Here is a 21,650-nt window from a genome sequence, read left to right on the forward strand (position 1 = left end):
CCATCATCAACGGCCATCCACAGAGCCAGATCGAGGAACTCATGCCCTGGCGATTCCGGAAAACATCAAGCCCAAACCCATAGGTGATCGGCGAGGCGCTTACAATCCCTGGGGTCTCACGATCGACATCTCGCCACGCGTCCACATCGGTGGTGCGCTCCTGGTAGGCGGCATCGCGGCGACGCACTACACCGGTATGCCCGCATTCAGACCGCTGGCTGCTCGTTTGGGATGTGCCGCTCGTGGCCGCCTCGCTCATTCTTACTTACCAGGCTTGTCCGGCGGTGGCGAACGGGGATCTGGATATTTCCTCCCCTCCCACGCTAACCTTCAGATCTGCGTTGCCGCGATGCTCACATGGCGCGTCAAAAACATTGCTCGGGAATAATAGATATGGTCCAGCCTCATCCTGTCGCGCTTATTAGCCGTTCCGGGGTGCAATGAGCGTCGAAAGGTGGACGTTCGTGGAGGCCGAGTGTGTTCCCTAGCCACGAAGGCGTTGCAGCACATGCTACTACCGGGTCCCTTCTGCGATCTTTGAACGCGGCTGAACCTCGCTCGTCATCAGCAATACGCCAAGTTCTTCAGCTGATCGCGCGACGACAGCAGCGCCGGCTGAGAGCAATCGTTGACCGTGGTCCTCGAAACAGTGGCCGCCCGCTGTGAAACCGATCACCGTCATCCCAGCGGCCACACCGGCTCCGACGCCGGCAATGCTGTCCTCCACCACGACGCAGCGCGCCGGCTCAGTGTCCATTTGAGCCGCAGCGAACAGGAACAGGTCCGGTGCAGGCTTGCCCGCCTTTACCATGACGGAGCTGAACACGTACGGATGCAAGTGCGGCCAAAGCTCCGTCAGTTCAAGCCCCAGTCGCAGCTTGTCGGGGGCGCTGCTTGAGGCGACGCAGCGAGGTAACGACAACTGATGCAGGAGCCGGTCAATACCGCTGATGGCTTGCAGTTCCGTCCGGTAGCTTTCCTTGATCCGGGATTGCACGATGGTGTCGAAGTCGCTGGGGAGAGGGCGGCCCCAGTCTTCTTCGATCATCTTCCGCATGGTGGCTGAGGACAGGCCGGTAAAGCGCAGAACCACATCAGAATACGACGTGGGATAGCCGATGCGGGTAAGTTCCTCGGCATCAATGCGACTTGCCAGCGTCTCGCTGTCGATCAGAACGCCGTCGCAATCGAAGATGACCAGTTCATAAGGGTTCTGTTGTTTCATTGCACGTCCTTCGGAACCGGGCCCGCAACGGAGACCTCAACCACATGTCGGTCGTTGACTTCGAAACGGTGCACAAGGACGCTATCATCGTCGATCAGTGCGACGTCGAAAGCCGGGGCGTCCTCGACAAAATCCGCATCCCTGCGCGCTAAGTGTGGTATGATCTGATGTGCAACCCCACGGCTTGCGCTGAACGGAATGCCGCTCCAGGTGCCGCTGACATCGACGTGCACATGACCATGGAAGACGTGTCGCACATTGCCGGCCCCCACCATCGCCCGCATAGTCTGGCGCCAGTTCTCCGTATTCCAAGGCTCAAAGTGCGGCAGGCCGATCGGCTGTAGCGGATGATGGGCGAAGAGGTACGCCGGCGCCTGCGGCCTCTCGGTGAGCCGCTCTAACAGCCATTCCAGTCGTCCCTCGTTCAGCGCGCCATGCCCAAGACCCTCCACCAGGGTGTCGAGGAAGATGAGGCGCCCGACCGAGGTGTCATGGACTGACTGGACAAAACCGTTCCTATCGCGCGGCTCGCCGGGGAAAGCGCGTAAGAAGTTTTGACGACTGTCGTGGTTGCCGAGCAGAAGCCGGATGGGTACGCGCATCTCCTGAAGCAATTCGCGTAACAGTTCGTAGGAAGCGAAGTCTCCCTCGTCGGTGAGGTCGCCGGTCACCACGCAAAGCTCGGCATCGGCGTGATCGCGGTTGATGCGCTCGATGGTCTTGCGGATTCGCTCGGCCGGATCGAAGCCAAAGAGCATAGCGCCGGCCGGCACAAGGTGGAGATCAGTCAAGTGGATCAGTTTCATTGGTAAATCCGCGAAAAAGGGAGAGACGCCGCACGGCGTGCAGCGTCCCGGACGAGACGATCAGTTGGTTTTCGGCAGGAGTGCGCGAACCTGGGACGCCATGTCTGCGAGGGCGGCCTCCGGTTCCTTGGATCCAAGCGCGATGGCCGTCATTTCGTCGCGTAGGACCTCGCCAATCTGAACACCGTTGTCACCGGGCCAAGAGAACCACGGGCGGGCGCGGGGCGTCTGGAGCACGCTGGTGTACCAATTCGGATGCTTGTCGTAGAACGCGCCGAGATGATCCTTGTCGAGGGCAAGCGTGTTCGTCGGCATATATCCGGTATTAGGTACGACAATGCTCTGGCCTTCAGGACCAGTCGCGAACTTGACGTACTCCCAGGCGGCGGCGCGCTTGGCGGGATCGTCGGTGAGGATTACTGCGACCATGCCGCCCGTCGGCATCGTCGCATCTTCAACGCCTAGCGGCTGCTTGGCGGTGCGGAGCTTGAACCGGCCTCCAACATCAGCTTCAAAGCCACTCACACTGCCGGCAGAGGCGAATAAGAAACCAAGTTTGCCGGAAGTGAAGAGCTGCTGGGCAGCGCGCGAGTCGATCGTCGGCTGAGCACCAGCGGTATGGAATCTCTTGAACAGCTTGACTGCGGCCTGGCCGGCAGGACCGTCAAAAGCGATGTCGCTTTGCTTGTCGTTCATCATCCGTCCGCCGAAGCTGCGCACCAGGTTCTGCGTGGTCCAGTCGTCCGAGCCAAGTTGGTAATACATGCCGGACGTTCCATTGCCGAGCGCTCCAATTTTGCCGGCAAGTTCGACGAAGCTATCCCAGTCGCCTGGGATCTTGTCAGGATCGCCACCCGCCTTCTTCACGAGATCGGCATTGTAGTAAACAACCGGCGTCGACATGGCGAACGGAAGACCGTAGAGATGGCCGTCGATTGTTGCGAGAGAAAGGACCTGATCCGTGTAGCCTTTCTCGGCTAGGTGATCCGCGGCAGCGAGATCGTCGATGGGCTTCACGAGCCCACGCGCCACGAGCGGACGCAACACATTGAAGCCGACGTAGTGGACGTCCGGCAACTCGCCCGCCATGCTCTGGCGGATCAACGTTTGGACAGCCTCATCATAACTCGGCGCGGCGACGCGGAAGTTGATCTTGATGTCCGGGTGGTCCTTCATGAAGCGATCGGCAATCGGCTTATGGATTACTTCGTGTTCGGGCCAGGCGTAATAGACATCGAGTTTTGTGTCGGCTTGCGCCGGCATGGCTGCCAGCGCGGCAGTGATGCCGGCGGCGAGGATCATTGCAAGGGTTTTCACATTGCTCTCCTGAGGTTCGAGACGAGGTTTGGAAACGGAGCTAGCGTCGGCCAAGCACCAGGCCCCGGATGAAGTGTTTCTGCATGAGAAGGAAAAGAGCGACTAAGGGCGCGGTCACGAGAACGCCCCCGGCCATAAGCGCACCGACATTACCGGCGCCTTCGCCCGCCTGCCGGAAATAGGCAATTCCAAGGGAAGGCGTCATCATGTCGGGAGTGGTAATCACCACCAGTGGCCAATAGAGATCGTTCCAATGGGCCACGACAGAGAAGATCGAGAAGGAAGCGACGGCCGGCCATGCTGCAGGCAGCATGATCCGCCGGGCGATCGAGAGCTCGCTGAAACCGTCCAGCCGCGCCGCGTCGAGCACCTCGTCGGGAAAAGTCACGAAGAACTGCCGGAACAGGAAGATGGCAAATACCGAAATGATCCAGGGCAGAACCAGCGCGGCATAGCTGTCGAGCAGCCCGGATTTCGCCAGCGCTATGTAGATCGGGATCGTTGGTATCTGCACCGGCACCAGAAGACCGAGAAGGACGGCCGCAAGCAGAATTGGGCGGCCGGGGAAGGATAGCTTGGCCAGCGCATAGCCACACGGGATGGCGATCGCGACCTGCAACACAAGAATTGTCAGGCACACGACAAAGCCATTTCCCATGAACCGAAGAAGCGGAATTGCCGAAAGCGCGGTGCTGTAATTGTCAATCGCGCCGTTAAGGGTCGGGGTTGGCAGCAGGCTGCCGTCGAAAATCTCGCTCTGTGGAGTCATAGAGGCAAGGATCATCCACACAAAAGGGAAGACCATTATGATCGCGCCGGTCACAAGCACGGCATGCAAGGCAATGCGGGATGCGGAAGATTGCGCCAGGATCATCATCATCGACCTCCACTTGCTTTCCAGCGCGCCCGGCGCTCGGAGACGTGCATCTGGACGAGCGACAGGAAAGTCACGAAGACGAAGAAAGACACGGAGATCGCTGACGCATACCCCACCCGGAAAAAGCGGAAGCCCTCTTCATAGAATGTGTAGAGAATGACGGAGGTGGACTTCATCGGGCCGCCCTGTGTGAGGACTGCAACCGTTTCGAAGACCGAAAAGGCGCGGATGATTGTCATTACGGTGACGAACAGCGTCACCGGCGCCAGCATCGGCCAAGTCACCAGCAGGAAGCGCTTCAGCCCCGTGTCCGCTCCGTCGATCGCCGCGGCTTCGTAGAGCTCCTCCGGAATGGTTGAAAGACCGGCCGCGAAAAGTATCATGTTGAAGCCGACCAGCTGCCAGACGCCGATCGCCGAGAGCGCATACATGGCCGTCGAGGGATCGGACAGGAAGCTGACCGGCGATGCGCCCAAAAGCTGCAGCAATGAGTTGGCGAAGCCGAGACTTGGATGCAGGATCGCTTCCCACGCGGTTGCGAGAGCGACCAGGGTCGCGGCCACCGGTAGGAAGTAGGCGGTGCGATAGACGATGGCAAATCGTGACCGAGCGATCAAGAGAGCAACCAGCAGGCCCCACGCGATTGATGTCGGCACGACCACAACCACATAGAGCGCGGTGTTGCGCAGACTCTGAGCAAAGCCTGGGTCCGTCAGCATGCGCGTATAGTTCGCAAGCCCGATGAACCGGACACCGGCCAAACCAAGCGAAGCATCTGTAAAAGACAGAAAGAAAACTAGAACGGTGGGAGCGATGACAAGAGCGGCAAGCAGCAGCGTCGCGGGTGTGGCCAGGATCATTCCGGCTTGTGCCTGGGCGCGAGCAGGGCGGTAGCCGCCTGAAATGTTCTGAGCCAAGCGACCGATCGGATTGTCGTCGACCACGGCCATATCAGGCTACCCTGCTGTGATCGCGACTCTGGCGCGAGCCGTCCCAAGGAAAGAACCATGCCTTTTCCGAGTCGATGGTCAGTCCCAAGTTGTCGCCGCCACGCAGTGATTGTGCTCGCTCGGCCGAAATCCGGGCGACGAACTCAGCGCCTGCCCCGGCATGGACAAAGACGTGAGCGTCCATCCCTGCATGCTCGATGCGCGTGACGCAAACCGGCAGGGCGCCCGGTCGGTCCCTGTCGACGAGGGATGCATGCTCCGGCCGAAAGGCCAGCGTTCCGGCCTGTCCGGATCCGAGCGCATCGCGAATGATGATCCTACTGCTGTCGATGATGAGCGCGCCGCCGACAGGGGCGGCCACCTCGACCTCGTTCAGGAATGGCTGGGCCAGGAACCGGGCAACATCGAGATCGACGGGTTCGCGATAAAGATCGGCAGGGGCTGCAACTTGGCGCAGCTCGCTGCCAAAAATGACGGCGACACGGTCGGAAAGTGCTGCCGCCTCGGCCTGGTCATGGGTAACGAAGATAGTCGTCGTTTGCATTTCCTTGTGGAGCCGCGCGATTTCGCCACGCGTATGAATGCGCAACGCTGCGTCCAGATTTGCCAAGGGTTCATCCATCAGGAAGATCTTCGGCTTGCGCACCATAGCGCGTCCCAAAGCCACGCGCTGGCGCTGTCCACCCGAAAGCTCCGCCGGCCGGCGGTCGAGCAGCGCATCGAGCTTGAGCAGCGCCGATGTTTGACGGACCCGCTCCTCGATCGAGCGATTGCGTTGGCCGGCCCCTGGCAGCAGGCCGCCAATCACCGGAAGCCGTTCCAAGCTGGTCAGCTCGCGCATGACCAGCGGGGCTGCGATGTTGTCGTACACACTTAGATGCGGATAAAGGGCGTAGCTCTGGAACACGAAGGCCAGGTCGCGGTCCTTCGGCGCCACGGTATCCAGCGCCCTGCCCCCTGCACGCACGTGGCCCTGATCCGCCCGCTCCAGCCCTGCTATTATGCGAAGAAGCGTGGACTTGCCGCAGCCGGAGGGCCCGAGCAGTGTCACAAATTCCCCGGCAGCAATCCTTAGACAGACGCCGCGAAGCACATCAGTCGCGCCATACCGCTTGCCGACATTGTCAATGTGGAGATCCAACGCAGCCATTCCGAGTTCCCTTTCGGTTGGCGACAGGGCTTAATGGAGCTTTATTTCATTTTCATGACATACGGAGTTTAATTTCATTTCGCAACCGATTTCTCCATCGCCTTTCCCAGTGCCAGCATCAGGCTTTCGATCACGAAGATCTTGCCGATCATCGGGGTCAGCGTGCCGCCGATCGGATGGTCGTCAAGGCCGGAGGCCTGCAAGATGAAGTCCGCTGACTTGCCGAGCGGGCTACGGGCGCGGTTGGTGATGGCGACGGTCAGTGCCCCCGCGGAGCGGGCGCCCTTGAGGAACTGAACGGTATCAATTGTCAGGCCGGAGATCGAAAGGCCGATCGCCACGCATCCGGGACTGAGTCCGTTGGCCACTTCGTGAGCCATGTTTGAGTTTCTGAACGCCAGCGCCGTAAGCCCAACTCGCAAGAGCCGATAGGCGAGCAGTTCTCCCGTCACGCCCGACATTCCTGCTCCGTAAAGATCTATCCTTCTGCTCGCCGCAATCACTTCTGCGAGCTTCTCGAGGGCCTCGAGATCGGCATTGCTGTGTGCGATCCCTAGATTCCGAGCCATCGTGTCGTGCAAGGTTTGCAGGGCGGCGTTGGGCTGCTGCGCGGCGGTGGATGGAGGCCTGGGGCGGCCAATCTCTGCCGCCAGCGCCAGCTTGAAATCGCGAAAGCCGGAAAAGCCGATCTGGCGGCAAAGCCTCAAAATGCTGGCTTCCCCACTACCCGCGAATTCGCCTAGTTCCCCGACCGAGTGGTGCAACACTTTCTCAGGATTTTCCAGGATGTATTTGGCGATCCGAGCGAGCGCATTCGGCAGATGATCGATGTCTTCCTGCAAGCCAGATAAGATGCTCTCGCGCTCTGCCGCTGTCGCGGCGGGTGAGTTAATGCTCATCGTCATGATACCCATACCTTATGAAGCCGCAGAAAAGAGAGCCAGATGCCATCGACCCGTCCGACGATTGGCTTCCGAAGCGCGCGCGACCAGGGGCCGACTTCGAGATTGGGAGAACAGGACTAGCCAGTGCTCGCCCGATCTGGGAAGACTAGTAGTCCTCAATTCTGTTCGGGCCGGATCCACTTCTGAGCATCATAGCGGAAAAGCTGCGCCCTAAAAGGTCGCATTTCAAGCCCCTCTGATGGGCGCTATCCCAGAGATCATAGTGCTCATTGGGGTCTTCTTGATGATCGAACAACTCTCCTATTCCAACATCATGATATACATTTAGCTTGTAGCGTCCATCATAGTACATTGATGCGCGTGACCCCCGGCTCCCGTGGAATCGGAGAGAATTGTGATACTCGCTGACCACGTACGGCTTGTGGTATTCCAATGAGGTGTTGCCAAGCAGCATCTGGTCGAGTGACAGCCCCTGCATAGCGCTGGGGATCTCAAGACCCGACAACGAGAGCAATGTGGGTGCAATATCAACCAACTCGACGAGTGCATTCGACACCGATCCTTGGGCTGAGCTGCCGGGCACGGAAATCATAAGCGGGACATGCACCAGACCCTCATAGAAACGGCAGCCTTTGTAGAGCAGGCCGTGGTCACCCATCATGTCACCATGATCGCTCATGAAGACAATGATGGTGCGATCCAGCTGGCCGGTTTCCGTCAAAGCGTCCAGTACCCGGCCGACTAGATCGTCGACTTGAGCCACCTCCGCATGATATGCCGCTCTCATCTCCCAAATGTCGAAGTTCGTGGGTGGCGCTTCATGCGTAGGCCCGGCGATCTCGTCATTGTGCGCCTGACCGACGGCTGCTGCGGCCTGCCACGGATCCACCGCGAATTTTGCCTGCTGATCGACTCGTTCAAATTTCTTCTGATGCTCGAGATCGATCGGCCTGAAGACAGGATCAGGCATATCACTTGGGTTGAAACGCCTGAGGTAGTCAGGCGGGGGATTGAGAGGCGGATGAGGTGCGTCGATATTAATGCCTAAATACCAATTACGACCAGAATGCATCTTGATGAAACGCTCTGCCCGATCGCCTGCCCAACGCGCCTGCCGATATTCTGCGGCCGGTCCCGGGCCATAATGTTGGTCAAGATACGGTTTGAAGTAGGCTACGGGATCGACGCCTTTTGACCACATCCACGCATGATAGTCATGGTTGCCTGACCACTCCGGAAATGGCTCAGGGCTCCAGTAGAACTCGGCAAATCCATCGTCGGGGCGCTTTTCTATCATGCCACGAGTGGCAGATAGGTGCAGCTTCCCTATGTGCCCCGGGTAGTATCCGGCATTCGCCATCAGTTTTGGGAGCAAAACGAGATGCGAAGGAAACGTGCCGGCGCCGTTTTGATGCACTTGGTGTGCAATCGGATACAACCCCGTCAGAAAGCTCGTTCGGCTCGGCGTGCAGATCGGGCTTTGACAATACGCACGAGCGAATGCTGTACCCCTCGCGGCCAGACGGTCGATATTGGGAGTTTGCGTGCCCTTGAACCCGAGACACCGCAGCGTGTCCCAACGTTGTTGATCACTGCAAATCCAGACAATATTAAAGTTGCCCAACTCTGATCCTCAAACGCAATAGAGGTCTAATTCGTTCGCCACCGGCGCGTCAATCGCGCCGGTGGCCGGGTGCGTGAAGACTACTTCAAATATCCAGCCCGTTTTAAGATATCCACGGCCTCAGTCTGAGCATCATCCAAAGCGGCCTGGGCACTTTTGCTGCCAACAACCGCCTCCTGCAGGGCTCGACCGAGGCGGTCGCCGATCTCCTTGAATTCAGGGATTCGAGGATAATACCACTCCGGCGCGACCCGAAGAGTTTCAGCATATGTTGCCGCGAACGACCCGTGGCCATAATTGTAGTCGTGCTTGGCAAGTATCTCCGGATCGTTCCACAGGGACGATCTCGTGATCGCGACAAAGGTGCTATCGAGTGAAATGCGTTTCATCACATCTTTACTTGTCGCCCACTGAAGGAATGCGGCTGCGGCTGCCTTGTTTTCTGATGCCGCCGGGATGACATAGGCCTGTCCCGCAAATGGCGGGAACCTCCCACTTACTCCGCCGGGCGGCAAAGCGAATCCAAGCTTACCTACGACTTTCGACAGCTTGGGGTCGAGAATGCGGCCGGCAGTAGGAGCGCCTTCCACCGTCATTGCAATGCGGCCCTGCTGCATCGCAATGACGACGTCGTCAAACGTTGCTGAGGTGCTGCCAGGCACGGTGAACCTGGTCATCACGTCTGTGTACCATTTCAGCGCCTCCACAGCGGCGGGTGTATTGACCGTGGGCGTCAGATCCGCCGGTTCGTGCGCGAAATATTTGCCGCCGAAAGCATACAGGACCTGGCCCCAAAACCAGATATTCTCACCGGTGTCGGGTTGCCCTCTTAGTGCGGTGCACTGAATATCAGCCTTTTTCAACAGCTCGCAGTCATCGCGGAATTCCTCCCACGTTTGTGGTGGCTGTTTGATACCGGCCTTCTCCAATAAGTCGGGACGATAGTAAAGGAGCTGCGTCGCCGCGAAATGCGGCAATGCCAGTTGTTTGCCGTCCTTATTGTACAGGCGAAGCACGGGAGCGATGAAATCCTGTACATCGGCACTCTTCATGTCGATGTAGTTGTCGAGCGGCTCCAGGATATCGCCAGATGCGTATCGCCCGAACTCCTCGCTCCCTAAGTAGACCACGTCGTAGCTGTTTGAACGTGTCAAGAGCTCGACCGACACCTTCTGAACGGTCGGCGCATAACCGAAGAGATCGAACTGCACTTCAGCGCCGGTCTTCTCTGTGAACTCGTGCGCAAATTTTTTGAGCTCAAGATCGTATGCTGAGTTTGTCGATAGGATCTTTATCTTTACGCCGTCGTACCGCTGCTGAGCCGATGCTCCCCCGCCAATGGCAACACCTAATGCGACAGCAAGAATTCCGATGTACCTCATTGCTTCTCTCCTTGAGCTAACGTTTCACCCTTTCACGGAACCGGTCGTTGTTGAGCCGGCGACGTACTTCTTTACGAACGGCACGAAAACCACGATCGGAACCAGCATAAGCACGCAGGCGGCTGCCGCTTTGCCCCAATCAGTTCCCTCAAACGGCATGAAATTCAGAATTGCGACGGCTGCAGTTTTTGCGTTATCGCGTGTTAGCGTCAGCGCGAAAAGAAACTCGTTCCAAGAACCAATAAAGACTAATATAGCTGTTGCTAAGATGCCGGACCTGGAAATAGGTATCGAGATAAGTGTCATCACCTGCAGCGTTGACGCGCCATCTATGGTAGCGGCCTCTTCGATTTCACGAGGAACTTGGTCAAAAAACGCCGATAAATACCAAATCGCGAGCGGGATAGCGAACGTGGTGTTGACGATGATCAGCGCAATCTTCGTGTCGACCAAATCTACTTGGCGGAAAAAGAGAAAATAGGGGATGATGTAAATCATCGCTGGCGCAGCCCGGAGCGCCAATACCAACGTCAACAGCCTGCGCATGGAAGTCTTCTGCAGATGGGAGATGCCAAATGCCGCCGGGACCGAAAGCGCCATGGTCACTACAATGGTGCTGCATGAGACCACAATTGAATTGATGAGCGCCGAAGAAAAGTCCTTGTCGGCGATTATCGCGGTATAGTGCTGAATGGACGGCTCTCCCACGATCACCGGCGGCCATTGAAACATCTCTGTCGGCTCTTTGAGAGATGTCGAAAGTGTCCACAGGATTGGAGAGAATAGGAATAGCGCGAACGCAGCACAGATGACATATCCGTAGATGTATCGTCCAAGGTCTCGATGCATGATCAGCCCCCAACTCGGCCAGCCGAGATTCGGCGAACAAACCAAAAGCAAGCGCCGACGATTGTGGCTGTGAACGCCACGAGAATTGAGGCGGCATAATCGAGGTCAAGATATGTAAATGCGGTCAGGAAAGCGTAGAAGTTAAGGGGCTCCGTCGCCCCTGCAGGCCCGCCTCCAGTCAGCACGAAAATCACCGGGAAAATGCCGAGGACCTCCAAGGCTTGAAATACTGCAACGGCTCCCATTGCAGGTAAGACAAGCGGTATGGAGATATACCGTTGGGCCTGAGCCCAACTTGCACCGTCGAGGCTGGCCGCCTCATAAATCTCGCCGGGGATTGAATCAAGGGAGGAAAGAAGCAGCAAAGCAACTATGGGAACCCCGAACCAAACCGACACGATGATTACGGTGACAAGCGCTGAGGCCTTGCCTCCCAGCAGGTCGGCGTCGAGATTGTGCCCAAAGAAGCTTGCGAAATAAGACAGGCCGCCCACACCAGGAATGACAAACAATTTCCACACAATTCCGCCTACCGCTGGCGGAACTACGGAGGGAAGCAGGGAAGCTGCTCGCATCCACCGTGTACCGATGAGCTTCTCCTTCAGAGCTAATGCCAGCGCCAACCCACACAGGAGTTGAAGCGCGACGGGCATAACGACTAAGCCAAATGTCACGAAAGCAGCGTTGAGAAATCGGCCGTCGGACAAGAAGCGTGTGTAATTGTAAATGCCGATGAAGGTCGTCTTTCCGGGGAAGGCGATGTTGAAATCCATGAATGAGAGCGCAACGACAGCTGCGATCGGGACGAACGTCGCAAGGCATAGGAACCCGATCGCGGGGGTAACCAGCGTCGAGGACGCATTAAGCCGGGAATATGCCATGGGTCCGTTCCTCCTTGATGTCTATGCCCATGTTGAAAGCCTGGTCTGGCTGGCATTGGCGAGCTGAATGGGACCGAGTGTGTCAAAAAGTCCGGCTAGGAAGGAGGTCCGGAACGTTGTTATGTCCGGACGTGCGAGCTCAGATCCGCGTTTCCGCTTCGTCCATCGCAACCTTTGTGTCTGTTTGGCTATAACGGAACGGGACATCCGTAAGTCCAGCCGCGTCGGACAGCTCGGCCGCCAGCAGCTGGGTGGGCAGAATGTCTACGATGGCCCGGGCAACACGGTTCTGCAGTGGAGGCACTTTCACAACTGTCAGGCCTTTGTGGTCTCGAGGCAACTCGCTCGCGGTTACTAGAAGAACTGCACAGCCGATTTCGGCTAACTCCTGCGCCAACCGCACTTCGCGGCCATCGCCGAATATCAATATCCCGGTCGCCTGATCCATAGATTCCATCGGACCATGCAGGTAATGCAGCGTGTCGCTGGCGCCTGCCGGAACCCTGACAGCCTCACGAATAAGCAAACAAGCTTCGCCCGCTGTACCAAAGGCGGATATTGCGCCAACGCAGTCGATGGCTCGCTGGTCACGGAACATTTCGCCAGCACGAGCCATTTTCTTCGCCGAGGTCTTCAGGACCTCGCTTGCGATGTGGGGAATGTCGTTCCAATTAAAGCTCTCTCCACCGCCAAGAGCATCAACCAGCAGCCCGCCTGCCAAAAGTGACCCTGTGTAGCCGGTGCTTGACGGCAGCGAATCCAGCCCGGACTCAAACCGAATTGCCGTTGAAGCGGCGCGCGACAGCGGGTCATTGCCTTCATTCGTGATTGCAAGGGACGGCAACTGACTGTGCACGTTAAGCGCAGCAATGGGCTCGACGCTCCTTCCTCCGACAGAAAGCACGATAATGGAATCGCCAGGATCTCCCGGCTCAACGAGATCGACAGCGCGCCAGGTATTTGCCCGCCTACCGCGACGCTGAAGTTCGCCGGTCACCACCGCCGCAGCTTCGTAGCTCGCGCCTATCCCTGTAACGACCAAAGTTCCCTTCTTGAATTGGGAGAGATCAAGTTTCCGGAGCTGCGGTTGGACAACTTCCAACGCATGGCGAAACTGATCAGGCTGACGGGCAATCGCCGATCTGTAAATCATTGAACATCCTTGTGTTGAGGCATGATTGGACCTTCAGTGCTGGCCCCACCGGTGCGAACTTGCTGCGCCATGAGGCAGGCTCCCAAGACCGGCGGCCTGTTAAGGAAAGTGACGGCTACTGTAGCCCCGAAGCGGCTGGCAATTTCTTGACAAAATGCGTTGGCCAAAAGCGGTTGAGCAAGAATGACCCCACCGCCCACCACAACATGTTTGTCGTGCACGCCGCCTAACATCAGATGGTGGACCAGCTGAGCCAAGGCAGAGGCACCCTCGTTGATGACGCGTTTGGCCAACAGCGAACCGGCATTGGCTGCCTTGAAGACTACGGGTGCGTGGCGGCCCAGAGCGGACGCGCTGCCTTGCTGCGCGATTGAAGCGCCGATGTTTGTGGGGCTGGTCAGCCCAAAGGTTTCACAAAGTGCCTCTACAAGGGGCTCCGTCTTGGCTCCCCCCAAATCAATATGTAACCGCACCGCACGGCCCGCTTCCCGCATCAAACCAGGTGCGCTCCCTTCGTCTCCGATTGCCCATCCCCAGCCGCCTGCGACATGCATTTTGCCGCTATCGTCGCGAGCGACTGCGATCGAGCCAGTGCCCGCGACGACACCTATTCCGCTGGAAAATCCCATGGTGACGGGCAAAAGCTCCGCATCATTGACGACCTTTAAGGGACAGGCGAAATGATTCGACAGTTGCTGCTGAAGCAGGCCGCACTCGGCATCGTCATCGCATCCATGAGAGCCAATCGCGATGCTGTTGGGCGTGGCGTCAGCAGCAAACCGGCGGACTAGCGCGATGAGTCCAGGGATATTGTGGTCACAGGCACCAGAGCGCCACTCACTGGTTGGCACGATCAGGTCGCGGGCCGTACCCTGGTCCGAGCACCCCCTCAAATGCGTTTTGGTGCCACCGATATCGACACCGATCGAGATAGAACACATCTCTTCATCTCTGTTCGTAGTCGCGTGCATCAACCGCGTTTCCAGTTTGGCGGCGGAGAATATCACTATCTCAACTCTGATGAAAGATGATTTTTTTCATCATAACGACGTCCGGTGATTGGGGTCGGTCGGCAGTCCGGAAAAGGTAAGCGGACGGTAGCGGCTCCCTTACGAGAGGCTGTTCACTGCTTGGCTTTCTGCTGAAAATTTCCTATAGCCAGCGGACCTGGACCCTCGTGATGCACGGGATTCGTTTTTAATGCAGGAAAACATTTTAGCGCGATTGCGATCGTCTCAGCCGAGCCTCAGTCCGGCACTCCTTCGCATCAGTGAGTACGTCCTCAAGGATCCCGCGAAGGTCGTGCACCAGACCATCACGGAGGTCGCTGACGGATCTGGATCGAGCGAAGCGAGCGTTTTGCGGTTCTGCAGAGACATCAAATTTTCGAGCTTTCAGCGTTTCAAACTGGCATTGGGAATCGAACTGTCAACTAACCAGACAATCAGACATGCCAGCCCGTCCGGCGACATCATCGACGATACGCTGTCTATGGCCGTCACGGCACTCAATCAGACAAAGGACCTGTTGAACCAGGCCGCCCTTGAATTGGCGGTAAAACATATCATACGAGCGAAAAGTATCGATCTCTACGGTTTGGGCGGCTCTGCGAACGTAGCCCGATATGCGCATTACTTGTTTATTAGATCTGGACTGATGTCGCGCGTGCTGGACGACCCGCATCTCGCCGTCATGAGCGCGGTGAATCTCGGACCCAAGCACGTGGCGCTGGCAATTTCGGAATCTGGCTCAAGCAAGGATACCATCAACTCACTCATGGCAGCCAAGGCTGCTGGCGCGTTCACCATAGCAATCACATGTCACATACGCAGTCCAATCGCTGCCAAGGCGGACGCTGTGCTGGCAGCATCCTCGACGGACACCCCCATCATGCGAGGAGCGTTCTCCCGGGTCGCTGGACAATATTTGATCATCGACATCCTCGCCAACATGATCGTTAAAGATGGCAGCAAGTTCCAGGCGGCTATGCAGCGAACCGCAGAGGCTACCATAGATAAAAGCTTTTAACCGAAACGTTCGCGCAGGTAGTCGTTCAGGAAACGACCGTCCGGATCAAAGCGAGCCCTTTGGGAAACAAAATCGCGGTACCTTGGGTACAAGCCTTCGATCTCCGGCCGCCCCAGACTGTGAAGTTTGCCCCAGTGCGGACGACCGTTCGCGGAAGAAAAGATTGTCTCGCAATCACGAATGAAATCCCAGTAATCTTCTCCTGCTGCGCCGGACACGGATATCATCGCAGTCTTTCGTTCAAAGTATGGACTCAGCCAAATGTCGTCAGCCGCTACAGTTCTATACTCCACCGGAAATATCTGCGACGGGTACTTTGTCTTTATCAACTTGCGGATTTCGCGGAATACCGACGGACCGTCCCCGTAAGCCACCGCGTACTCGCATTCATTGTGGTTCGGCATCGGAATTGAACCCGGAAATATCCGGTAGCTCGGCCCTATTCTCTCGCCGACCCGATCTTCGACAGACTCCGGCGATTGAGCCGTGACGTTCAGCGTCCTCAGTTCGCAGACATCGGATTTGCTGCGAGTACGTCCCATGCCAAACGTGTTGGGCAGGCTGTATAACGAGGCCGAGTGTTCGGTCGGGCACCAGAAAACGCGGAGACTCCGGTTTTGTTGGCATAGCTGATCCAGGTGATCCATGCATTCTTCGAAATCCTCACGCCATATTTTGTCATGAAGATCAAAGGCGGGAACAAGCTTCATCGTGACGGAAAGTACTACGCCGAACATTCCGATGGAGACTTTTGCAGCGTTGAGGGCATCCGCGTCCTGTGAAGCATCGATATTGACGATTGATCCGTCGCCAGTAGCTATTCGCATTCCAACTATCGGCCCCGCTAAGCATTTTAAACTGTCACCACTGCCATGCGTACCCGTCGATACGGCCCCGCTTATGGTTTGCAGATCGATGTCGCCTTGATTCGGCAACGCCCAACCTGCAGAGCGCAGTTCAGAGCCGACGTCACAAATCCGCGTTCCGCCGCGAAGCGTCACCCGGCCGTTGGCATGGTCGATGTTTTCGATCCCGGATAGGCGCTCCGCGGAGATCAGAACGCCGTCCGTGGGGACAATTGGCGTATATGAGTGCCCCGTACCAACAACGCGAATTCGCAGGTTGTTCAAGGCTGCTGCCTTTATCGTACTGCAGACGTCATCGTCCGAGCTTGGCATCTCGAAATGCTTTACCCTGCAAACCTGATTGCTCACCCAGTTCCGCCAAATTAAGCTCGGGCCGAGTGTCGGCGATCCCGGTTGTGAAGAAGGCAATGGAGTTCTCCTGGTATGTGTTACTGGGTCCTTTGACGGATACGAGCACGGGCGTGATGGGTATCATCATCGCGCTGTATATAAAAGACGATTTTTTTCATTCTTAATCGAATTGCACCGAGGCGGAAATCCGACTCTCATGCGTCACCAATCGAAAACCGTCTTGAACGGTTTCCAGGCCTCATCGGAGCCGGGCTCTGCTCATCTCAAGCCTTGATGGCTCCCGAACTCAGGCTCGGAAACTAGAGCCCCGCATTATGCGCGGAGGCAGCGGCAGTCGATGGACCAGTGTTGAATTTCGGCTGCATGCGAGCTCAGAAGGGAGGTATCCAAGGGAGCAATAAACATCCACTGTCGTGCCGGACCGAACCTCAGCAGATGTTCTGCCAACCGCACGTATAGGGCTTAAGCGTCATGTGCTTGCTCGTTGTCGAACTTGATTTACTCTAAGACATCACGATTCATCCTTTGATGACCTGCCCGCGCTTTTCATTGCATGCAGGATACCGTGGCTCCCGGAGGTAGCTTCAGTGCGTCACCGTGCCTCATGCTAGGGTGTTACCCCCACAGGTGCGGGCGGAACTCGTCCACGCCGCTGCTAAACCTTCAACATTGGGCAAAGCAAGCCTCTAAGCTCCTCCAAGATGCCTTGGGCTCAAACATTCCTCAGCTGACTGTGATGATGGCGCGCGCGCACTAACGCGCATTAGCGCATATTTGCATTTCGCGCGGCATTAAGGCCGATGAAGCCGTCCTGAATGAGAACGCGCTCGCTCGCAGACACGCCCATAACTTCGCGGCTATCAGCAGCACGGAAGGGTGGGGCTTGCGGACACCGATGTTATCGGAGGAGAAGAGCCGTGGGCTTGCAAGCCCCAAATGTCAGCGGCTCTCATGCGGTGGATGAGTCGAAACTGATGTACTCGATACGACACAAAGGGAATGGTAAGCCAGTGGAGCAGTTCAATTGAGCAGGTGTCGCCAACAGGCTCATCGAGGGGCCAGCTGGATCTCAACCTCGACTGTTTCCATTAAGTGTTCCGGCCAGCTTACACGCCATGACGCTTAGTATAGGCGGTTGTTGATCGTCTCGCTCAATTCCGGAGAGCGTTGCCTGATTCCTTCCGGATGTACCGGGACACCTTCTGCGGCGAGTTTTGTCGAACACCTCGGATGCTATGATTTTCGTCTCCGCAAGGGTGCCCGTCAAAATCGAAGATGATCAGTCCAGGCCGAGGCCGATCGGAGGTCGTGATTGAGGATGCGACACTCATTTCGGGTCACCCGGACGAATAACGGGCAACAAATCAAGTCCCTCGTGACGATGGACGACGACATCCGTTCCGTCCAACATGATGACGTCGTATGAGGGTGCAGCCGCGACGAATATGGGCTTGCCATATTGTTCCCAGTCCAGAACGATATGCTGCGCCGTGCCACGGCTGGCAGTGAAGGAGATTCCTGACAGACTGCCTGCTGCAGCGACATGCCGATGACCAAAGAGCATGTGGCGGACCGATGCGTTTTTCTTAACAATGGAAAAGAACCGCTCGGTCTCCTTCATGTCGCATGTCCTAAAGCAGGGCACATGCAAGTCCGATGGTGAATGGTGCATAGCAACCACGACTGGTCGGCCGGCGCCACGGACAAGCTGCTCTTGGAGCCATTCAAACCGGCCACCGTCGAGACAACCGCCAGGACTAATGTCGTCCTTCGAGTCGAGCAAGACGAGGAGCCACTCGTGCAGGTCTACAGCCGCCTGAACGAAGCCTTCTCCGCCGAAGACGCCTCGAAACGCGGTGCGGTTGTCATGGTTGCCGATGGTCAGATAGACGGGGAGCCGGACGTCCGACAAAATCTCGCGCAAGAGCACATAGGCGGCCGGATCCCCCGTGTCAGCAAGGTCGCCGGTAATAAGGATGAGTTTCGCATCTGCGTGTACGCGCGAGACGTGGTCCAAGGTGTCGCATAATCTCTGCGCCGGATCGATGCCGTAAAGCATCTTGCCAGGTGCGACAAAATGGGGGTCTGTTATATGAATGATTTTTTGCATTGCTCCACACTTACATAAGCCCGACTCCGGAAGGAAATGGGGCAAGAAACAGGTCTTAGGTTGGACCAGTAAATGACCATTCGTTATGGGGACCATTTATCGGCCACAAAAGCGACGATTTCAGCGGCGCTGACATGGACCGGGCGCCGCAATATGTTGCCTTGAGGCCCATTATGCGACCGCCTTCGTCGCTTCGTTACACAGGCACCTCAAAATTTGTGCCATTTCCGCCCGTTCAGAGTGGACGGCTGCGTACCGCTTGCAATCGTTTCGGCCGGGCCGGTAGAATCCTCGACCTCCCGCTAGGTCACCTTGATTCATGGAGTGTCAGGCGAAAAGTTTCCATGCGGAGCCGGCCCCATTCGAGCGGCCGGGTTTTACTTTCCGGCGTCCTGCACCAACGCAACGAGGCCCGGCGTCGGCTCCAACTCGGGGAAACCGCGCAAGCCTAGTAGGGCCAGGCACGCCTTGTTGCGGGCATCCACGACCGCCTGCAGCCGCTCCAAGGATGCCGCCCGCCTGTGCTGAATCAGCGCATCCACGATCGCGCTACGTACCGGTTCCCTCCGAAAATGGTCAGGGGCCACTCCCACTTCGATGTGAGTCCGCCGCTGGCTTGGAGCTTGGGGCCGGTTAGACCGCGCCGAAGCCCCGCGGGCCTTCACGGCCTAGATGAATTTTGAACGTGCCTCTCTTCCGGGGCTGCCCAGCTTTCTATTAAATCCAGCGGATCTACGCTTTCCATCATTGCCCTCGCGAGCGTCATACGGCGCCAAACACGGCCCTTGATTGTCAGAAAAATAGAGTATGAAAGCGAGGGCACCATCAGCGTCAGATCAGATTATGAAGCGCGCACGCCAGCGGCCGCGGCAGTGTTTTCACGCCCAGTGATTTTCTCGACATTGCTGGCCGTGCGGCAGTCGATCAGGCTTTGTCGCGTAGGGTCCAAGGCGGCAAGCTCCGACGCCTGGCCCGCGGCCTTTACGATTTCCCCAAAGTGCACGCAAAGCTTGGTCCGCTATCACCGGCGCCAGACGACGTAGCTCAAGCACTCGCCGGTGAGACTGGATCGCAGGCACAGATCACTGGAGCCCGGGCAGCAAATGCCCTTGGCCTATCCACGCAGGTGGCAGCCAAGAGCATTTATCTCACCGACGGCCCATCCAGGCGTGTTGTGCTTGACAAGCGAACCGTCGATTTGCGTCACGCTTCCCCGAAGCATCTGATCGCGCCGGGTAGCCCAGTCGGGACCATTGTCCAGGCCCTGCGGCATCTTGGTCCCTCCCGCGCCATCGATATCGCTCATGTGGCTGCCCGCAGTCTATCTGCCGGCGACAAGAAGGTGCTTCCTAATAGTGCCGTACAAGCCCCAGCTTGGATGAGGCCAACGCTTATGTCTATCGCTCTAGGCGCGTCCGGGCCGGCTGATGGATAAGGTTGCTGTTTCAAACCGCTCCGATCGCTCCGCGCTGTTCGGCCAGGCAGGCGCGGCGCGTGGCGTCGACAACACCATCATCGAGAAAGACTTCTGGGTCTGCTGGACGCTGAAGTGGCTCGTCGAGTTACAAAAAGAAAACGCACCCGCCCTCGTGTTCAAAGGCGGGACGTCGCTGTCGAAAGCCTTTACACCTCTCCTTCGATCGGACTGACCTTGGTTCCACTGGTGAGCGCGATCCCGAGAAAGAAGGCCTTAGTCGAAAAGCTGCGGGCAAACTCATCGATGCCCTCGTAGCCGATACCGAAAGGTACATCGCGGATTCAGTTTTGCCGCCACTTCAAGACGCCATCGCCCTCGCACCTCGGCATTCCAGATGATGGTGGATGGTCACTGGGAATCGACGGTAACGACCCCCAGACCGTTAACTTTCACTGCCCGACTGCCCTGTCGGCGGGAGAGTACGCAGGCATGACTTACATCACACCTCGGGTGAAGCTAGAATTCGGCGCCCGAGGCGATCCATGGCCGACCGAACAGCGGACCATTCGCCCATATGCGGCCGACGACTTTCCGGATTTCTTCGACGATCCAGACTGCACCGTAACCGTGCTGTCGGCACGACGCACATTCTGGGAAAAGGCCACTGCACTTCATGCGGAGGCACACCGGCCGGATGAAATTCCGACTCCGCAATACTTCTCGCGGCACTACTATGATATCGCGATGCTCCTAGAAACTGCGGATGGGAAGGCCGCAGCGACCAACTTCGACCTCCTCGAGCAGGTGGCGAGGCACAAAGCAGTATTTTTCCGCTCGGGGTGGGCTAACTACGATACCGCCCGGCCCGGCACGTTACGACTGATGCCCTCTGAGGCCAGGCAGAGAGACCTCCGCGCTTCTATCGCGACATGTCTCCGATGATGTTCGACGAGAAGCCATTAGCATTCGACGAAATCCTTGCCCGGATTCAAATGCTGGAGGGCGAAATCAACGCCCTAGCCTCGGCTCCCTAAATTCCTCCGAATAGTAATGTCGCATTCCGCTACCGAGCGAATCTATTCCAAGCGTTCCATCCCGTCTTAGGCCTGTTTTCCAGTGTGAATGTTAAAGGGCTAGTATGCGCTCGATTCATTCCCCATTCTGAGCTGTAGACAAGCGTCATCCGTTCTTGACTTGTTCCGAAATCATCACGCATATCAGTTACCCAAAGCTGGCGGAGCAGACGAATGAGCAATTTGGAGTTAAAAGAATTTCATTCCTTCCTTGAAGAGTTGATTGAGGAATCGTCACGCGAGGGACGGTTCTCGGTCGACAAGACTATTAGCACGATTGTAACCCGGTACCCCGAGCGCATTGCGAATGTTCAGGATCACATCAACGACCTGGGTCTCAGGGCGCTGGTTCGAAACAACTGTCGCGCTAAAAATAGCGCGGCCAGCACCGGCCCTGACATGTTTGGCCACTATCGCCTCGGCAAACGTATTTCAGTACCGTACCGAGATGAGAAGGGCAAACTGCGCTGGGATAGGAAGCGGCGCAGCGAGTTATCTTTTGCTGACCTCGATGAGATCGTGGCACGCTGGAGTGACCGTCCCACCCGTCAGTCGCAGGAACGCCGGGATTTCGACGATATCGCTAGAAGGACGAAACCATATCGCAACGAGGCGCACAGTGTCGGCGAGGCCCTCGAGATGGCGCAGCGAGACGGCCGATAGACTAGCATCCCGCGTCGGGCAGC

At 57.3% G+C, this 21,650-nt stretch carries 23 protein-coding genes; 6 read left to right on the top strand and 17 right to left on the bottom strand.

The window, feature by feature from the left end; translation table 11 throughout:
• From NKJ94_RS31570 to NKJ94_RS31625, 12 genes are all read right to left on the bottom strand, one after another.
• A partial coding sequence (locus tag NKJ94_RS31570; protein WP_352530961.1) for a hypothetical protein occupies positions 1-259 on the bottom strand: 259 nt, incomplete at its 3' end.
• A 255-nt stretch (positions 260-514) separates the two neighbouring features.
• On the bottom strand, positions 515-1,225 hold the full coding sequence (locus NKJ94_RS31575; protein WP_352530963.1) for an HAD-IA family hydrolase: 711 nt from the start codon (positions 1,223-1,225) through the stop codon (positions 515-517).
• On the bottom strand, positions 1,222-2,031 hold the full coding sequence (locus tag NKJ94_RS31580; protein WP_352530965.1) for a phosphodiesterase: 810 nt from the start codon (positions 2,029-2,031) through the stop codon (positions 1,222-1,224). Before NKJ94_RS31580 ends, NKJ94_RS31575 begins: the two co-directional genes overlap by 4 nt.
• A gap of 60 nt (positions 2,032-2,091) precedes the next feature.
• A complete protein-coding gene (locus NKJ94_RS31585; protein ID WP_352530967.1) occupies positions 2,092-3,348 on the bottom strand; it encodes an ABC transporter substrate-binding protein in 1,257 nt (418 codons plus the stop codon).
• Positions 3,349-3,388: 40 nt separating this feature from the next.
• Entirely contained in the window at positions 3,389-4,222 is an 834-nt protein-coding gene (locus NKJ94_RS31590; protein ID WP_352531008.1) for a carbohydrate ABC transporter permease, read from the bottom strand.
• A gap of 2 nt (positions 4,223-4,224) precedes the next feature.
• Entirely contained in the window at positions 4,225-5,175 is a 951-nt protein-coding gene (locus NKJ94_RS31595) for a carbohydrate ABC transporter permease (protein WP_352530969.1), read from the bottom strand.
• Between the two features lies 1 nt (position 5,176).
• Complete coding sequence (locus NKJ94_RS31600; RefSeq protein WP_352530971.1) at positions 5,177-6,325, bottom strand: ABC transporter ATP-binding protein; 1,149 nt, start codon at positions 6,323-6,325, stop codon at positions 5,177-5,179.
• A gap of 74 nt (positions 6,326-6,399) precedes the next feature.
• Positions 6,400-7,230: a MurR/RpiR family transcriptional regulator gene (locus tag NKJ94_RS31605; RefSeq protein WP_352530973.1), complete on the bottom strand. Its 831-nt coding sequence runs from the start codon at positions 7,228-7,230 to the stop codon at positions 6,400-6,402.
• Between the two features lie 145 nt (positions 7,231-7,375).
• Positions 7,376-8,854, bottom strand: coding sequence for a sulfatase family protein (locus NKJ94_RS31610; RefSeq protein ID WP_352530975.1), 1,479 nt, complete (start codon positions 8,852-8,854; stop codon positions 7,376-7,378).
• A gap of 80 nt (positions 8,855-8,934) precedes the next feature.
• Positions 8,935-10,236, bottom strand: coding sequence for an ABC transporter substrate-binding protein (locus NKJ94_RS31615; protein WP_352530977.1), 1,302 nt, complete (start codon positions 10,234-10,236; stop codon positions 8,935-8,937).
• Positions 10,237-10,260: 24 nt separating this feature from the next.
• The gene (locus NKJ94_RS31620) at positions 10,261-10,968 is read right to left on the bottom strand and encodes a carbohydrate ABC transporter permease (RefSeq protein ID WP_352530979.1); all 708 of its coding nucleotides are present in this window, start codon (positions 10,966-10,968) and stop codon (positions 10,261-10,263) included.
• A gap of 119 nt (positions 10,969-11,087) precedes the next feature.
• Positions 11,088-11,858 (bottom strand): carbohydrate ABC transporter permease, encoded by a 771-nt coding sequence (locus tag NKJ94_RS31625; protein ID WP_352530981.1) that lies wholly within the window; start codon positions 11,856-11,858, stop codon positions 11,088-11,090.
• Between NKJ94_RS31625 and NKJ94_RS31630 the strand changes: the two genes are divergently transcribed.
• The gene (locus NKJ94_RS31630; protein WP_352530983.1) at positions 11,845-12,033 is read left to right on the top strand and encodes a hypothetical protein; all 189 of its coding nucleotides are present in this window, start codon (positions 11,845-11,847) and stop codon (positions 12,031-12,033) included. The genes NKJ94_RS31625 and NKJ94_RS31630 overlap by 14 nt on opposite strands.
• Positions 12,034-12,105: 72 nt before the next feature.
• On the opposite strand, the gene NKJ94_RS31635 is transcribed toward NKJ94_RS31630, so the two are convergent.
• A complete protein-coding gene (locus tag NKJ94_RS31635) occupies positions 12,106-13,119 on the bottom strand; it encodes an SIS domain-containing protein (RefSeq protein WP_352530985.1) in 1,014 nt (337 codons plus the stop codon).
• Complete coding sequence (locus NKJ94_RS31640) at positions 13,116-14,090, bottom strand: N-acetylglucosamine kinase (RefSeq protein ID WP_352531010.1); 975 nt, start codon at positions 14,088-14,090, stop codon at positions 13,116-13,118. Before NKJ94_RS31640 ends, NKJ94_RS31635 begins: the two co-directional genes overlap by 4 nt.
• Positions 14,091-14,319: 229 nt before the next feature.
• On the opposite strand from NKJ94_RS31640, the gene NKJ94_RS31645 reads away from it, so the two are divergent.
• A complete protein-coding gene (locus NKJ94_RS31645) occupies positions 14,320-15,147 on the top strand; it encodes a MurR/RpiR family transcriptional regulator (RefSeq protein WP_352530987.1) in 828 nt (275 codons plus the stop codon).
• Here the strand turns inward: NKJ94_RS31645 and NKJ94_RS31650 are convergent.
• The 3 genes from NKJ94_RS31650 to NKJ94_RS31660 form a co-directional block, all read right to left on the bottom strand.
• Complete coding sequence (locus NKJ94_RS31650) at positions 15,144-16,361, bottom strand: D-arabinono-1,4-lactone oxidase (RefSeq protein WP_352530989.1); 1,218 nt, start codon at positions 16,359-16,361, stop codon at positions 15,144-15,146. The genes NKJ94_RS31645 and NKJ94_RS31650 overlap by 4 nt on opposite strands.
• Before the next feature lie 1,330 nt (positions 16,362-17,691).
• A complete protein-coding gene (locus NKJ94_RS31655) occupies positions 17,692-18,474 on the bottom strand; it encodes a metallophosphoesterase (RefSeq protein WP_352530991.1) in 783 nt (260 codons plus the stop codon).
• Between the two features lie 377 nt (positions 18,475-18,851).
• Positions 18,852-19,016, bottom strand: coding sequence for a hypothetical protein (locus NKJ94_RS31660; protein WP_352530993.1), 165 nt, complete (start codon positions 19,014-19,016; stop codon positions 18,852-18,854).
• Positions 19,017-19,375: 359 nt separating this feature from the next.
• Here NKJ94_RS31660 and NKJ94_RS31665 point away from each other — a divergent pair, with 359 nt between their 5' ends.
• The 4 genes from NKJ94_RS31665 to NKJ94_RS31675 all read left to right on the top strand — a co-directional run bounded on the left by NKJ94_RS31665 (position 19,376) and on the right by NKJ94_RS31675 (position 21,627).
• Entirely contained in the window at positions 19,376-19,909 is a 534-nt protein-coding gene (locus tag NKJ94_RS31665; RefSeq protein WP_352531012.1) for a DUF6088 family protein, read from the top strand.
• Positions 19,902-20,123, top strand: a complete 222-nt coding sequence (locus NKJ94_RS37655) for a hypothetical protein (protein ID WP_502898287.1) — start codon at positions 19,902-19,904, stop codon at positions 20,121-20,123. Before NKJ94_RS31665 ends, NKJ94_RS37655 begins: the two co-directional genes overlap by 8 nt.
• 257 nt (positions 20,124-20,380) lie before the next feature.
• Entirely contained in the window at positions 20,381-20,833 is a 453-nt protein-coding gene (locus tag NKJ94_RS37660; protein ID WP_502897031.1) for a nucleotidyl transferase AbiEii/AbiGii toxin family protein, read from the top strand.
• Positions 20,834-21,138: 305 nt separating this feature from the next.
• Positions 21,139-21,627 carry a hypothetical protein gene (locus NKJ94_RS31675; protein WP_352530995.1) on the top strand — a complete coding sequence of 163 codons (489 nt, stop codon included), beginning with the start codon at positions 21,139-21,141 and terminating at the stop codon, positions 21,625-21,627.
• Positions 21,628-21,650: the final 23 nt, after the last annotated feature.

This window comes from Mesorhizobium sp. M0060 (genome assembly GCF_040323155.1).
Taxonomy (GTDB): Bacteria; Pseudomonadota; Alphaproteobacteria; order Rhizobiales; family Rhizobiaceae; genus Mesorhizobium.